The organism is Pseudoalteromonas sp. 2CM32C, assembly GCF_023161925.1.
GTDB lineage: Bacteria > Pseudomonadota > Gammaproteobacteria > Enterobacterales > Alteromonadaceae > Pseudoalteromonas > Pseudoalteromonas marina.
In genome coordinates this window covers 130,224-144,692 of record NZ_JALNTI010000005.1, presented here as the reverse complement: position 1 = coordinate 144,692, position 14,469 = coordinate 130,224, and the positions used below count along the sequence as shown (strand labels likewise).

Below are 14,469 nucleotides of genomic sequence, written 5' to 3'. Positions count from 1 at the left end.
TGCAAACCTCTTATGCGTACAGTGGGTTTAGTTTATTTGTGTCGATGTCGAATTTCTTAAGCGCTTCAACAACAACAGACTTTTCAACTTCACCGCGTTTAGCAAGTTCAGATAACGTAGCAACAACAACGTAGCTTGCGTTAACTTCAAAATGACGACGTAAGTTTTCACGGCTATCAGAACGACCGTAACCATCTGTACCTAACACTTTATAGTTGTTGCTAGGAATAAATGAACGCGCTTGTTCTGCGTAGTTTTTCATGTAATCGGTAGCGGCAACAGTTACTGAGTCGTTTAATACGCTCGTTATGTAAGCTGTTTTTTGCTCGCTTTCAGGGTTAAGCATGTTGAAACGCTCAACATCTTGACCATCACGCGTAAGTTCATTGAATGACGTTACAGAGTAAACATCTGATGCAATACCGTAATCATCGCTTAAAATTGCAGCCGCTTTACGCACTTCAGTCATGATAGTACCTGAGCTCAATAACTGTACGTTGGCTTTTTTGCCTTCGTAGCTTTCAAGCTTGTAAATACCTTTACGAATACCTTCTTCAGCGCCTTCTGGCATAGCTGGCTGATGGTAGTTTTCGTTCATTAGCGTTAGGTAGTAGTAAATGTTTTCTTGGTCTTCACCATACATACGACGAATACCATCTTGTACAATTACGGCAACTTCAAATGCGTAAGTCGGGTCGTAAGAAATACAGTTAGGAACCGTGTTTGCAAGAATATGGCTGTGGCCATCTTCGTGCTGTAGACCTTCACCATTTAGCGTAGTACGACCAGCCGTAGCACCTAACAAGAAACCACGTGCTTGTTGGTCACCCGCCATCCATGCCATGTCACCAACACGTTGGAAACCAAACATAGAGTAGTAAATGTAGAATGGGATCATTGGTAAATCATTCGTGCTGTATGATGTTGCAGCAGCAACCCATGACGACATTGCACCTAACTCATTAATACCTTCTTGAAGTACTTGCCCTGATGTAGCTTCTTTATAGTAAGAAACAATATCACGGTCTTGAGGGGTGTAGTTTTGGCCATGTGGGTTGTAAATACCAATTTGACGGAATAAACCTTCCATACCAAACGTACGCGCTTCATCGGCAATAATTGGTACAATGTTTTTACCAATGCCTTTGTCTTTCAATAAAATATTAAGTGCACGAACAAAGCCCATTGTGGTTGAAATATCACGTTTTTGCTCTTCAAGTAGTGGCTTAAATGCTGCTACTTCTGGCAACTGTAATTTTTCAGAAAACTTAGCTATACGTGTTGGAGTATAACCTTCTAAGTCTTTACGACGAGCGTGTAAGTACTTGTACTCTTCAGAGCTTTCATCAAGCTCTAAGTAAGGTAAGTCTTTAATTGCTTCTTCAGAGACTAAGTCTTGTAGGCCTAAACGGTCACGTAAGTGTTCAACATGGCTCATGTCCATTTTTTTCACTTGGTGCGCAATGTTTTTACCTTCAGCTGCTTCACCCATGCCGTAACCTTTTACAGTTTTAGCAAGTATCACAGTAGGACGGTCGTTAGTTTGCTCGGCCTTTTTAAATGCAGCATAAAGTTTTGATGGCTCATGACCACCACGCTTAAGCGCAAAAATTTCGTCATCCGTCATATCTGCAACAAGGGCAGCTGTTTCTGGGTAACGACCAAAGAAATGCTCACGAACGTACGCGCCATCTTTTGCTTTATATGTTTGGTAATCACCGTCAATTGTTTCGTTCATCAATTGTAGTAATTTACCTGTTGTATCTTTAGCTAGCAGAATATCCCAACCGCTTCCCCATACAACTTTAATTACGTTCCAACCAGCGCCTTTAAATAGGCCTTCTAGTTCTTGAATAATTTTGCCATTACCCATTACTGGGCCATCTAGACGCTGTAAGTTACAGTTAATTAAGTAACATAGGTTGTCTAACTTTTCACGTGCAGCAAAAGAGATTGCGCCGCGTGATTCTGGCTCATCCATTTCACCATCACCTAAAAACGCGTATACACGTTGGTTTTTAGTGTCTTTTAAGCCACGGCCGTCTAGGTATTTTAAGAAACGCGCTTGGTAAATAGATGCAATTGGACCTAAGCCCATTGATACTGTAGGGAACTGCCAAAATTCAGGCATTAATTTAGGGTGTGGGTACGACGGTAAACCTTTACCATCTACTTCTTGGCGGAAGTTGTCTAGTTGAGCTGCGCTTAAACGCCCTTCAACAAATGCACGCGCGTAAATACCCGGAGAAATATGCCCTTGGTAATAAACTAAGTCACCGCCGTCTACCTCGTTTGGCGCTTTAAAAAAGTGGTTAAAACACACTTCATAAAATGCTGCTGACGATTGGTAAGACGCCATATGGCCGCCTAAGTCGAGATCTTTTTTAGATGCACGCAGAACGATCATAATCGCGTTCCAACGAATAATTGAACGAATACGGCGTTCAAGGTTCACATCACCTGGGTAAGCAGGCTCTTGATCTACAGGAATAGTATTAACGTAGTTCGTGGTAATACCCGTTGGCATATCAACGCCGTCTAAACGGGCTTGCTCTAATACTTGCTCAAGTAAGTACTGAGCTCGTTCAACACCTTCTTCACGCACAACTGATTCAAGAGCTTGTAACCACTCTTGTGTTTCTAGCGCGTCTACGTCAATTTTATTGACTTCAGACATATGGAGGTTTCCTTATGTTTAAAATACGAATGTTGTTAATTTAATACAACTGATACTTAAGTTAGTGTGTTCAAGTAATAGAGTATTAGCTTAATTTTGTTTTGTGCGTCTTAAACTACGTTCAATTCGCGAATATTCTTTGCCCGCTTCAAGTAATGCTTCCTCAATAAACGCTAAATGCGCATTACTTGCTAAACGAGCTTGTTCTGGATTGCCGTCAATAACCGCATCCATTAACAAACGCCTGTGCTCGGCTAACTGACTGCTAATATCAGGTTTTTCTAATAAAACCGTTAAATTTTGCAATACGTTTTGCTCAAGCAACGCCTGCATACCTCTCACCAAGTGCAATAACACAACATTATGTGAGGCCTCAGCCACACTAAAATGAAAGGCATTAATTGCTTTTGCTTTTTGCTGTAGATCATCATGCGAAAGCGCAATTTTATCAAAGCTTTGTTTTACTTTAGTAAAATCGTTAGTTGTACCTCGCAGTGCTGCATAGTAAGCAGCAATACCTTCTAAAGCATGACGAAATTCGAGCAAATCAAATTGTGACTCAGGGTGTTTACTTATCAGTTCAAACAACGGATCAGTTAACCCTTCTTCCAGCTGATTTTTTACAAACGTACCACCGCCTTGACGACGCGTAACTAGCCCTTTTGCTTCTAACTTTTGAATGGCCTCGCGCAGCGAAGGACGAGACACTTCAAACTGTTTTGCTAGTTCACGCTCTGGAGGCAGCTTTTCTCCTGGTGCTAACGATCCCTCAAGAATCATATTCTCAAGTTGCTGTAAAATAACATCAGATAGTTTTGCTGCTTTAATCTTTAAAGACATGAATCAACGTCCGCGTTGTATAAATACCAAGCCCTAAAACTGGAGCTTAAAGTTATAAGATTTACCCAAAAGGTAAATTGGTCATACCAAGAATTTGCAATACGTTATCAAAAACCCATATAGCTGTCAATTTACAGGTTACTCGTACGGGGATATTAGCGTAACGCATTTTTAACGAAGATCAAACAATACACAATATAGCTTAGTTTTGAGAAGCTAGTAAGATGGCCATTCAAATGGTCTGACCAGATAGGTTTAGAGTTTTAACTCTATTTTAGGGGGAGGTTTAATCGCTATGTTTAAAACGTTTTAAATAGGCAAGGAAGCCAAAACCAAAGCACTTTAGCGTAAATAAGTGCTTTGCCTTTAAATTGGCTTCAAAAAATAAGGTGTTAAGACAAACCGCCAAACAAAGTAAGTAATGCAATTAAAACTAAATAAAATAGTACATTACGCTTAACTAACTTAATCATACACGTTGCCTCGTAAGTGCAACCATAATAACGCTTTTCTACTTGCTCTGCTGCAAGCGCAGTATAAGTGACGACCTTTCGGTTAGGGCTTGAAAAATCAAGCGCGTAATGTAACCAGCAGCTCGTTCCTTTATTAAAGTTACCAATTACTAAGTAACCAAAACTCGCTATACGTGCGGGTAACCAATCTAACCAAAACAGTAATTTATGTATTAACTTAAAATGTTTAGCAAATATCACTTTATGGTTGTCTCGTACTAAATCGGCAAAAGTACGTACAAGAGCATATAAAACAGCACCCGGCGCACCTAGAACAACAAACCAAAAAATAACTGCACAGTAAAACCTAAAATTTACCCAAGCAAGTGTTTGCCCAAAGGTTTCACCGCCTTTTTGATCTTCAGTACGTTTTTGCCCCATTTGCAATGCATATAAAGACGCCGCGGTACCATCATCGCGTGTAAGTGCGTTTAAATACGCTTTATACAAAGCACGTTGCTTTGCACAACCAAAGCAAACAAGTAAAACAGCAATATTAATGGCCAACTCCCACAAAACAAATTCCGACAAGTTGTAAATACACGCCATAGCTACTACAGGTAAAAATAGCCAAATTAAAAAACCCATTGCCGAACTAAATAAACCGTTACTGGCAAGCAAGCTGTGGGAGCGTTTTAAATAGCCATTGGCGTAATAACTTATTTGCCAATAGTTAGCTCGCGCCCCTAAACGCTCTAAAATTAACGCTAAAATAATAGAAACTAAAATCATGATAATGACTCTCTCAACTTGGTTGCTCAAGCATATTTAAAAATAATGGCCAGTTAAAACTACTGCCGGGGTCTGTTTTTCGACCGGGTGCAATATCGCAGTGCCCCACAATACGCGAAGAGGTAATTTTGGGGTAGCGCTGCATTATAGATTTACTTAAATTACATAACGAGGCGTACTGAGCGCGAGTATAAGCAGCTGTATCGGTGCCTTCAAGCTCAATACCAATACTGTAATTATTGCACGCAGTTTGTCCTTCATATTCAGATACGCCCGCATGCCAAGCACGCTTGTTAAATGGCACGTATTGAATAACCTCACCAGTGCGTTTTATAAAGCAATGAGCTGAGACGCGCAGCCCTTTTAAATCATCAAAGCTTGTATGGGCATTGCAGTCAATACACCCCATAAATAAATCATCCACAAAGGGGGTACCAAACTGCCCTGCTGGTAATGAAATATTATGAATGACCAGCAAGGTAATATCTGTGTGTTCAGTGCGCTCATCATAGTGCGTACATGCTCGCTGTGTTGCAGCTTTTAGAACCCCATTTAAATCTATTGCCATTGCATTATTACCAAACTATTCATAACCTTGATGCTAAAGGATTTGTAAAAATAATGATAGTAACCAAGCCCCACCTTAAAAGGTAGGCAATTAAAGGCGACTTACATTTTACTATTAAAGCTCTAAGCTATGCTCTAATAATTAAAAGCGCTTCTAATCATTATTTAAACATAGTAAAATTTTCTTTAATTTATTAATACTTATGAGCTTTTAGCCATGTCTATTTCGCACACTTTACTTAGTCAACTTGTTACCCTTGCGCTCGACGAAGACTTAAACTACCAAACCGCAGCCGATGGTGACATAACCGCTCAGCTTATCCCACAAAACGAGCAAGCAAGTGCCAAAGTTATAACCCGTGAAGACTGTACATTTTGTGGAAAAGACATCATTATTGAAGTGTTCAAACAAGTAGACCCAACAGTGCAGGTATCAGTACTGGTAAACGATGGCGACGTTGTCACTGCCAACAGTACTTTATTTACAGCAAAAGGCTCCGCCCGCGCAATTTTAACCGCTGAGCGCACTGCACTTAACTTTGTACAAACGCTTTCTGGCACAGCAACAACCACAGCGCATTATGTAAAAGAGCTTAGTGGTACAACTACACAATTACTCGATACCCGCAAAACGATTCCAGGACTCAGAGCCTTACAAAAATATGCAGTAAAATGCGGCGGTGGCGCAAACCACCGTATTGGGTTGTTTGATGCGTTTTTAATAAAAGAAAACCACATCGCAGCCTGCGGCGGTATAAATAAAGCCGTTGCTCAGGCAAAACTAAACCACCCAAGCAAACCGGTTGAAGTTGAAGTTGAATCGCTGCAAGAGCTAAAGCAAGCCATAGACGCAGGCGCCGATATAATCATGCTTGATAACTTTAGCGTTGAACAAATTAAGCAAGCGGTTGTTTTAACTAACAAACGCGCTAAATTAGAAGTGTCTGGCAATATGACGCTAGAAACACTTAAAACGTATTCACAAGCGGGTGTAGACTTTATATCTAGCGGTGCATTAACAAAAAACTTACAATCAATCGATTTATCGATGCGTTTTGAATGATGCATAGCCAAAGTAATAATTTAGTTCTACATTTAATAAATGCTAAAGCGTTGACAAGTTAAAACAAAAGTAATTTAATAGTTAAAAATAACTAATTGTAACAATTTGTTAAATTAATTAGCTGTTTTAGGAAAAGTAACGTGCTATTAACTAAAATAAAATGATACACTTGTATTGTTTTATTATAAAAGTTCGTCATAAATAATGAGTTATGGACTTTTAAATTAAAGTTAATAAGCAACTTAAGCTATTTATTCCTACACTTTTATTGGCTGCTGGTAGACTTTATTTGCATTCAATTTATAAATAGCAAGTTACATATAAAATATAATGAATTCACACCTAGCTTTTGTGTTTCATACCCTAAAGCTAAAGTGCAGTTATAGCGCAGATAATCTTATTCAAACCGAGAGATAGCGCAAAAAGTTTATTTTAAGCAAAACTGTAAAGTAAATCAGTTAAATTAAGTTCGGCATAATGCCAATTAAGTGATTTAATTTACACAATCTATCCTTTAGGAGAGGAAACATGAAAACAATGACTCAAAAACAACAGGGTTTCACCCTAATTGAATTAATGATTGTAGTAGCAATCATCGGTATTCTTGCTGCAGTAGCATTGCCTGCATATTCTGATTATCAAGCATCTTCGAAGTTAACTGCTGGTTTAGCTGAAATAACAGGTGCTAAAACGGAGTTTGAAATAAAGAAAAATAACGGAGAAACAATATCTTCAGTTGCCGACCTTAAAAGTATAAAGGCTGCTTCAACTAAAAACTGTACTATTACAGCTACAAACACTACTATTTCTTGTGATATTGTAAACGCACCAACTCAAGTTCAAGGCGCTGATATTACTTGGACACGAGACAACTCTACAGGCGCGTGGACTTGTGCTACAACAAACATAACAGGCGACAAGACTCTTGCTCCTAAGAGCTGCCCACAATCTTAGTCAAATACTGCTCAATAAGAAGCGCCTAATCTGGCGCTTTTTTATTTTATAAAATAAAAATATTTATGGAAAAATTAATTACTGTAAAACTTTTAATAGTTAGTTTGTTTTTGGTAAATACATTAACACCATTAATGCCAACTATCTCTTACGATTACCACAACCACCAACGTATCATACAAATAGCTTTCTTACTCAGCCTTTGCACTTTATTGCTTACAGTTTTATTGAAGCACAAAAAACCTACATACACAGTTTTATTTGATAAAAAAAGCGCAATGTTTTTCCTAGCTTTTATTCTCAGCGGTTTCTTGTCATCTATAGCTAGTCAGGAAAAAAACTTCAGTTTACTTTACACATTTCACATCAGCCTGCTTTTTGGGGCAATGTTTTATATAAGTACTATAAATGATAAAAAATCTGTGTTGCTCATTATTTATACCTTATTAATAGCACACACAAGTTTAGTTTTGGTTTGCATACTCAATATAATTTTTACACTAGCAGAACAGCAACATTTAAATCCCTATATAATCTACTCTGGCTTTATTAACATTCGCTTCTTTAATCAGGTACAGGTTTTTATTCTTCCCTTTTTAATATTACTGCTAAAACTAAAAAACATTCAACGCATTGTATTTATTGCATTATTTTTAAACCTGTTACTAATTTTTATTGGTCAAGCCCGAGGGGCGCTGCTCTCATTTTTTATTTTTTCAGTATTTGCTCTCACATTAAAAACAACCCTAAAAAAGCAAATTTTAACCGGGCTAGTTTGCCTTGCACTTAGCTGTATCACTTTTTATATTCTAGATTCACTGAATAAAGGTGGTGCGGATATACTTCGCACATCTTCCTCAGGCCGTGTTGATTTATGGTTAAATACACTTTCAAACTTATCATTGAAACATTTTTTGATTGGTAGTGGCCCTGGCGTATTTGAAATGTCTCTCGGGAGTTCAGCACCGTTTAGTCACCCCCACAACTCATTGATAGAAGTTTTAAATGAGTGGGGAGGAGTAGCCCTTATTTGTATTTTAATCGTAATTTTTAATACATTTAGGAAATCTATAATACATCTAAAAAATCATAAAAAAGATATAATTACGGAAAGTATTTTTTACTCTTTTGCTATAGGTATTACGTATTCACTATTCTCTGGTGTACATGTGATGCCAGTTTCTCAAACCTTGTTGTTTATAATGTGGGGCTTACTTATTGGCAGGCTTAATAAAAACAAGTACAAACATATTCCTATAAATGTATACGCTAAGTTATTTTTGGCGTGTGTATTCATCCTCGCTTGGTTTTTATACTTACAAAAAGCAATAGAAATTTATAATAATATCGATCCTGATAATGGCTATATTTACGGGCCAAGGTTTTGGTCCATTGGTCAACGTGCCTGATAAACAGTATATTTCTACCAAGAATCATTCGATTAAGTTATGCTAGACAAAGAATTCTTTAATAATATTAATTCAGCTGGATCATCTCATGGCAAAAAAACAACAAGATAAAGGCCTCGATACATTTCAGTGGGTCGGCGTAAGTGCCCGAGGGAAAAAACTTGAAGGAGAGCTTACAGGGAATAGCATTGCACTTGTTAAAGCTCAGCTAAGAAAGCAAGGCATTACACCTTCAAAAGTAAAGCGTAAGCCAAAACCTTTATTTGGCATTCAAAGTGTTCAAAAAATCACCCCTAAAGATATAGCGCTTGTTACACGCCAAATCGCCACCATGCTTATGGCGGGTGTACCTCTTATACAAGCCATTGAAATGATAGGCACGGGCTCAACTAATAAAAGCGTGGGTAAACTAATGGAAACCATTGGTGATGAAGTAAAGGCAGGTCAGCCTTTATCGCAAGCGCTAAGAAAACACCCTCGTTATTTTGATGACTTATATTGCGATTTAGTCGCATCGGGCGAGCAATCAGGTGCACTTGATAAAATTTTTGATCGTGTTGCATTGTACAAAGAAAAATCTGAAGCGCTTAAATCAAAAATAAAAAAAGCAATGTTTTACCCAATATCTGTATTAGTGATAGCAGGTATTGTAACTTCTATTTTGCTAATCTTCGTAGTGCCACAATTTCAGGATATATTCTCAGGCTTTGGCGCTGAACTCCCAGCATTTACTTTATTTGTAATCGGGATATCTGAGTTTATGCAAGCGTATTGGTGGATGATTTTAATTGCAATTGTTGGCTTTGGTTATGCGTTTAAAGAAGCTAAACTCAGAAGCTTAAAACTCAGAGATGCAACCGATAGAGCCATTTTAAAGCTCCCTGTCATTGGCATGATTTTAAATAAAGCAGCTGTTGCACGCTATGCCCGAACACTTTCCACCACTTTTGCAGCCGGTGTACCACTTGTTGATGCGCTTGACTCTGCTGCAGGTGCCTCGGGTAACGCAGTGTACCGTTATGCTATTTTAGATATAAAAGCTGAGGTAAGCTCAGGTAACCAAATGAACTGGGCCATGCGTAACTCTAAAATATTCCCTGATATGGTAATTCAAATGGTTGCCATTGGTGAAGAGTCTGGCTCGTTAGATGGCATGCTCGCAAAAGTAGCGACTATTTACGAGCAAGAGGTTGATGATGCCGTCGATGGCCTTTCAAGCCTGTTAGAACCACTTATTATGGCGGTACTTGGCGTGCTCGTAGGCGGCTTAATTGTTGCCATGTACTTACCTATTTTCCAATTAGGTTCTGTCATTTAATTAATAAAAAATTTTACAGAAATTAAAGAGCGTCTTATTTTTATAGTTGGCGGTTTAGTCTTCTCATTTGCTCTCTTTAGTTTCTCTTTGTGATTATTATTTCACTTAATTTTTAGACTTTTTTTAGACTAGTTTTCGGGTATATATGCAAAGTATTATTGAAGTAATGCAAAGCCAACTGTGGTTTTATTTAACTACCGTTGGCTTAGTTAGTTTATGTGTGGGTAGTTTTTTAAATGTAGTTATCTACCGTTTGCCGCTTATGATGCAGCGAGAGTGGCAAAGCGAGTGTAGGCTATTATTAGATGACGAGCTCAATACCAATCAAGCTAAACCAAAAAACACCAGTGAGCCTTTTAATCTTGTAAAACCAAACTCAACCTGCCCTAAATGCAAAACGGCCATTAAGCCTTGGCAAAATATTCCTATCATTAGCTGGTTAATACTTAAAGGTAAATGCGTAAGTTGTAGTAACCCTATCTCTATTCGATACCCTGCTATTGAGGCCATTACCGCTCTATTAAGTTTAGTGGTTGCTTATACCTTTGGCGCAACAGAACAAGCATTATTATATATAGTGATCACATGGGCACTTGTGGCACTGACCTTTATTGATATAGACCACATGCTACTGCCTGATCAGCTCACTTTACCGCTTGTTTGGCTAGCACTTATTGCTGCCGTTGCCGGAATTACAATTACGCCAAGTGATGCCATTATGGGCGCAGCCTTTGGTTATTTAAGTTTATGGAGTGTTTTTTGGTTATTTAAATTGCTAACAGGCAAAGAAGGCATGGGCTATGGCGACTTTAAACTGTTAGCGTTATTTGGTGCTCTGCTAGGCTGGCAATCGTTACTTACTATAATACTGCTTTCAAGTGTTGTTGGCGCCATTATTGGTATCGCTTTATTAAGTATTCAAGGTAAAGATAAGGCTACGCCCATTCCATTTGGTCCTTACTTAGCAATAGCCGGGTGGATCACGTTACTGTGGGGTAACCACTTACAAAGCGCGTATTTTAATTTAATTGGGTACTAACTTGAGTGCTGACTAAAATGAGTGACACCATAAATAAAACATCACCTTGGGTTCTTGGCTTAACAGGCGGTATAGGCTGTGGCAAAACGGCTGTAAGTAATATGCTTGAGCAGCTTGGCATTACAATAGTTGACGCCGACATTATTGCGCGCCAAGTCGTAAAGCCTAAAAGCGATGGTTTAAATGCTATTGTAAGCAAATTTGGGCAAAGTATTTTATTACGCGATGGCACACTAAACAGAAGCGCTTTACGTGAGCGTATTTTTACTAATACTGCCGACAAAGAGTGGCTAAATAATTTATTGCATCCACTCATTAGAAACAAAATACATAACGACCTTACTGCCGCAAAAAGCCCATATGTAGTACTTGTAGCACCACTTTTGTTTGAAAACGCCCTAGATAAATTGTGTAATCGAACGCTACTGATTGATATACCTAAAAATGTACAAATAGAGCGCACGGCTTCGCGTGATAACGTAAGTGTTGAGCAAGTAAAAGCGATTATTACAGCGCAAATGTCACGCGAAGACAAACAAAAAAAAGCAGATGATATTTTAAATAACGACCGTGCACTTAACGACGTTAAGCACGACTTATTAACGCTGCATAAACGTTATCTGCACATGGCACAAATGCAAGCAACTTAAATTGTAAAAACGAGTCAAAACAAACTAATCTCCTATATTAATTAATAAATTTAGCCTAGATTGTGAAGAGTAATGTAATCCCCTTCTTTTTTCTGATAAATTACTCTCTCTGAAGGATTAAAAAGGTGCGCAATGAATATTAACTCACCGTTATTAAGAAAGTTTCTTACGCTTGGGCGTATTGATGCCGATACGGTAAAAGCAAAGCAGCAAGAGTTTGCCTCAACCGCTGAACTGATTTCTAAATGCGGAAAAATAGACAGTAAAGAGTTAGCAGAGCAATGTATTGATTTGTTTCGTGTTCCCTATTTTGATTTAAAAGACTTTGACCCTGCGTCTATTCCTGCCGATCTTGTAAAAGAAAAACTGATCCGCAAACACCATATTTTACCGTTGGTACAAAAAGGCCGAAAAGTGTATGTGGCAGCCTCTGATCCAACCGATTACGGCGCCTTCGAAAACTTTGAATTTAGTACCGGTCTTTCATGCGAAATAGTCGTCGTTGATTACATTCAGCTCGATAATAAAATTGAGCAATTGCTAGATGCAACCGGCAGCCTAGATTTGAGCGATGATGAGTTTAAAGAATTTGCCGACCTAGACACAGAAAGCCAAAAAGAATCAGCACCGCAAGATGACGACAAAGACGATGCACCAATTATTGTGTACATTAATAAAATTTTAATGGACGCGATAAAGAAAGGCGCATCGGATCTACATTTTGAACCTTACGAGCATAAGTACCGAATTCGTTTTCGTATTGATGGTATCTTGCACGAAGTGGCAAGCCCGCCTAATACATTAGCAACCAAGCTTTCTGCTCGTATTAAAGTAATGTCGCGACTTGATATTGCCGAAAAGCGTAAACCACAAGATGGCCGAATTAAATTAAAAATTACTGAACGAAAAAGTATCGACTTTCGTGTCAGTACTATGCCTACGCTTTGGGGCGAAAAAATAGTAATGCGTATTCTTGATTCATCAAGCGCTATGCTAGGTATTGATGTACTTGGTTACGAAGAAGAACAGAAAAAATTATACATGGATGCACTTGGTCAACCACAAGGCATGATACTCGTTACAGGTCCTACTGGGTCAGGTAAAACGGTATCGCTTTATACGGGTTTAAACATATTAAACCAACCTGAGCGAAACATTAGTACCGCAGAAGATCCGGTTGAGATAAACCTTGAAGGGATAAACCAAGTACAAATTAACCCTAAAGCCGATATGACCTTTGCTAATGCATTGCGTGCGTTTTTACGTCAAGATCCCGATGTGGTTATGGTAGGTGAAATACGTGACCTTGAAACCGCAGAAATTTCAATAAAAGCGGCGCAAACGGGTCACTTGGTTTTATCTACATTACATACCAATTCAGCGCCAGAAACCATTACCCGACTATTAAATATGGGCGTACCCGCCTATAACGTAGCCAGCTCAATTAGTTTAATTATTGCACAGCGACTAGCACGCCGTTTATGCCCTAAATGTAAAACGCCAGAGCAATTGCCAAGCGAAGAGCTCTCTCGCCAAGGGTTTAGTACAGCGCAAATTGAAGATATGACTCTATATGCACCTAAAGGGTGTGATGGCTGTACAGATGGTTACAAAGGCCGTGTAGGTATTTACGAAGTTATGCAAATCACACCAGAAATTGCACAAATAATCATGCGCGGCGGTAACTCACTAGAAATCGCTGAGGTATCATTAAAAGCCGGTTTTAATAATTTACGCCTATCGGGTTTACGTAAAGCCGCTGATGGTTTAACGTCACTTGCTGAAATAAACCGCGTAACTAATATGTAAAACTATTTAGCGCTTTGCTTACTTTAAATCCAGCAAGCGCTAATGAGTAATCTGTTGAGAGTAAAACATGCCTACTGTTGTAAATTGTCCAACCTGTAAAACAAATGTTGAGTGGTCTGAGCAAAGTCCTCACCGCCCATTTTGTTCTAAGCGTTGCCAACTCATTGATCTGGGTGAGTGGTCGTTTGAAAATAATAAAATTTCAGCGCCAATCACATCGGCTGATCAAATAAACCAAGACATGATTGAAGACATAGAAGCCATGATGGCTAAAAATGAAGATGACTTTTTTAAGTAATGTCATCTAGTTTTTATATAAACAAAAGCCAGCTAAATGCTGGCTTTTTAGTACTCACTTAAAAGTTAACCCCAGGGTCAGTTAGCTTTTTTGCTTACGCTGCTTTTTACTTTTACGCTTTTGAATTTTAGCAAACTTTTCTTTTTGCTCTGCGTTAAGCAACTGCATTACTTGATGCTGCGTTTTTAGCTTAATTAAGGCAAACTCTTCACCTTTACTTTGGCGCTCACTTAAAAGCTCTTTTGCTGCATTTTCGTCAAATGTTGCTGCTGATAGTAGTACGTCCATTTTTGCTTTGTGCGCTTCACGCATTGCTTTACGTGCTTCTTTATCGTCGCCTCGTAAGGCTTTCATTTGTGTTTTTTGTGCTTCAAAAATAGCTTTTAGCTTAGTTTGCTGATCTTGCGTTAAATCAAGTTTTTCGGCGCCGCGTTCAGAAAGTAAAAAACGCGCTGAAGAATGCCCTTGTCGATCATGCATACCGCCTTTAGCTAGTACGCTACCTGCACCAAGTGTGGCTGTTGCTAAGCCACAAATAAGTACTAATTTTGAAAGTGTATTTACTTTAGTCATAATCATCACCTTAACTGTTGGGTTGGTT

Annotated in this window: 13 protein-coding genes; 8 read left to right on the top strand and 5 right to left on the bottom strand. The window is 38.6% G+C overall.

Going from position 1 to position 14,469, the window contains the following annotated elements:
• Nucleotides 1-10: 10 nt before the first annotated feature.
• From aceE to ampD, 4 genes are all read right to left on the bottom strand, one after another.
• Nucleotides 11-2,677, bottom strand: a complete 2,667-nt coding sequence (gene aceE, locus MTF67_RS11415) for a pyruvate dehydrogenase (acetyl-transferring), homodimeric type (RefSeq protein ID WP_248519574.1) — start codon at nucleotides 2,675-2,677, stop codon at nucleotides 11-13.
• Between the two features lie 90 nt (nucleotides 2,678-2,767).
• Nucleotides 2,768-3,517, bottom strand: coding sequence for a pyruvate dehydrogenase complex transcriptional repressor PdhR (gene pdhR / locus MTF67_RS11410; RefSeq protein ID WP_248519573.1), 750 nt, complete (start codon nucleotides 3,515-3,517; stop codon nucleotides 2,768-2,770).
• Between the two features lie 392 nt (nucleotides 3,518-3,909).
• Nucleotides 3,910-4,761 (bottom strand): beta-lactamase regulator AmpE, encoded by an 852-nt coding sequence (gene ampE / locus MTF67_RS11405; protein WP_248519572.1) that lies wholly within the window; start codon nucleotides 4,759-4,761, stop codon nucleotides 3,910-3,912.
• A 13-nt stretch (nucleotides 4,762-4,774) separates the two neighbouring features.
• On the bottom strand, nucleotides 4,775-5,329 hold the full coding sequence (gene ampD, locus MTF67_RS11400; RefSeq protein WP_248519571.1) for a 1,6-anhydro-N-acetylmuramyl-L-alanine amidase AmpD: 555 nt from the start codon (nucleotides 5,327-5,329) through the stop codon (nucleotides 4,775-4,777).
• 216 nt (nucleotides 5,330-5,545) lie between these two features.
• Between ampD and nadC the strand changes: the two genes are divergently transcribed.
• The 8 genes from nadC (at nucleotide 5,546) to yacG (ending at nucleotide 13,868) form a co-directional block, all read left to right on the top strand.
• On the top strand, nucleotides 5,546-6,391 hold the full coding sequence (gene nadC, locus MTF67_RS11395) for a carboxylating nicotinate-nucleotide diphosphorylase (protein WP_248519570.1): 846 nt from the start codon (nucleotides 5,546-5,548) through the stop codon (nucleotides 6,389-6,391).
• 528 nt (nucleotides 6,392-6,919) lie between these two features.
• Nucleotides 6,920-7,345 (top strand): pilin, encoded by a 426-nt coding sequence (locus tag MTF67_RS11390; RefSeq protein ID WP_282447175.1) that lies wholly within the window; start codon nucleotides 6,920-6,922, stop codon nucleotides 7,343-7,345.
• Between the two features lie 65 nt (nucleotides 7,346-7,410).
• Nucleotides 7,411-8,754: an O-antigen ligase family protein gene (locus MTF67_RS11385; RefSeq protein ID WP_248519569.1), complete on the top strand. Its 1,344-nt coding sequence runs from the start codon at nucleotides 7,411-7,413 to the stop codon at nucleotides 8,752-8,754.
• An 88-nt stretch (nucleotides 8,755-8,842) separates the two neighbouring features.
• On the top strand, nucleotides 8,843-10,072 hold the full coding sequence (locus tag MTF67_RS11380) for a type II secretion system F family protein (protein ID WP_039038010.1): 1,230 nt from the start codon (nucleotides 8,843-8,845) through the stop codon (nucleotides 10,070-10,072).
• 145 nt (nucleotides 10,073-10,217) lie between these two features.
• The gene (locus MTF67_RS11375) at nucleotides 10,218-11,111 is read left to right on the top strand and encodes an A24 family peptidase (protein WP_248519568.1); all 894 of its coding nucleotides are present in this window, start codon (nucleotides 10,218-10,220) and stop codon (nucleotides 11,109-11,111) included.
• A 17-nt stretch (nucleotides 11,112-11,128) separates the two neighbouring features.
• On the top strand, nucleotides 11,129-11,761 hold the full coding sequence (coaE, locus tag MTF67_RS11370; RefSeq protein ID WP_248519567.1) for a dephospho-CoA kinase: 633 nt from the start codon (nucleotides 11,129-11,131) through the stop codon (nucleotides 11,759-11,761).
• A gap of 132 nt (nucleotides 11,762-11,893) precedes the next feature.
• The gene (gene pilB, locus MTF67_RS11365) at nucleotides 11,894-13,570 is read left to right on the top strand and encodes a type IV-A pilus assembly ATPase PilB (RefSeq protein WP_008131082.1); all 1,677 of its coding nucleotides are present in this window, start codon (nucleotides 11,894-11,896) and stop codon (nucleotides 13,568-13,570) included.
• Between the two features lie 67 nt (nucleotides 13,571-13,637).
• Nucleotides 13,638-13,868, top strand: coding sequence for a DNA gyrase inhibitor YacG (gene yacG / locus MTF67_RS11360; protein ID WP_006794561.1), 231 nt, complete (start codon nucleotides 13,638-13,640; stop codon nucleotides 13,866-13,868).
• Between the two features lie 81 nt (nucleotides 13,869-13,949).
• On the opposite strand, the gene MTF67_RS11355 is transcribed toward yacG, so the two are convergent.
• Complete coding sequence (locus MTF67_RS11355; protein ID WP_039038007.1) at nucleotides 13,950-14,441, bottom strand: Spy/CpxP family protein refolding chaperone; 492 nt, start codon at nucleotides 14,439-14,441, stop codon at nucleotides 13,950-13,952.
• Nucleotides 14,442-14,469: the final 28 nt, after the last annotated feature.

Coding starts and splice junctions, on each gene's coding strand:
- yacG (WP_006794561.1), top strand. CDS start 13,638: ATGCCTACTGTTGTAAATTGTCCAACCTGTAAAACAAATGTTGAGTGG.
- coaE (WP_248519567.1), top strand. CDS start 11,129: ATGAGTGACACCATAAATAAAACATCACCTTGGGTTCTTGGCTTAACA.
- MTF67_RS11375 (WP_248519568.1), top strand. CDS start 10,218: ATGCAAAGTATTATTGAAGTAATGCAAAGCCAACTGTGGTTTTATTTA.
- nadC (WP_248519570.1), top strand. CDS start 5,546: ATGTCTATTTCGCACACTTTACTTAGTCAACTTGTTACCCTTGCGCTC.
- pilB (WP_008131082.1), top strand. CDS start 11,894: ATGAATATTAACTCACCGTTATTAAGAAAGTTTCTTACGCTTGGGCGT.
- MTF67_RS11355 (WP_039038007.1), bottom strand. CDS start 14,441: ATGACTAAAGTAAATACACTTTCAAAATTAGTACTTATTTGTGGCTTA.
- ampD (WP_248519571.1), bottom strand. CDS start 5,329: ATGGCAATAGATTTAAATGGGGTTCTAAAAGCTGCAACACAGCGAGCA.
- MTF67_RS11380 (WP_039038010.1), top strand. CDS start 8,843: ATGGCAAAAAAACAACAAGATAAAGGCCTCGATACATTTCAGTGGGTC.
- MTF67_RS11385 (WP_248519569.1), top strand. CDS start 7,411: ATGGAAAAATTAATTACTGTAAAACTTTTAATAGTTAGTTTGTTTTTG.
- pdhR (WP_248519573.1), bottom strand. CDS start 3,517: ATGTCTTTAAAGATTAAAGCAGCAAAACTATCTGATGTTATTTTACAG.
- MTF67_RS11390 (WP_282447175.1), top strand. CDS start 6,920: ATGAAAACAATGACTCAAAAACAACAGGGTTTCACCCTAATTGAATTA.
- ampE (WP_248519572.1), bottom strand. CDS start 4,761: ATGATTTTAGTTTCTATTATTTTAGCGTTAATTTTAGAGCGTTTAGGG.
- aceE (WP_248519574.1), bottom strand. CDS start 2,677: ATGTCTGAAGTCAATAAAATTGACGTAGACGCGCTAGAAACACAAGAG.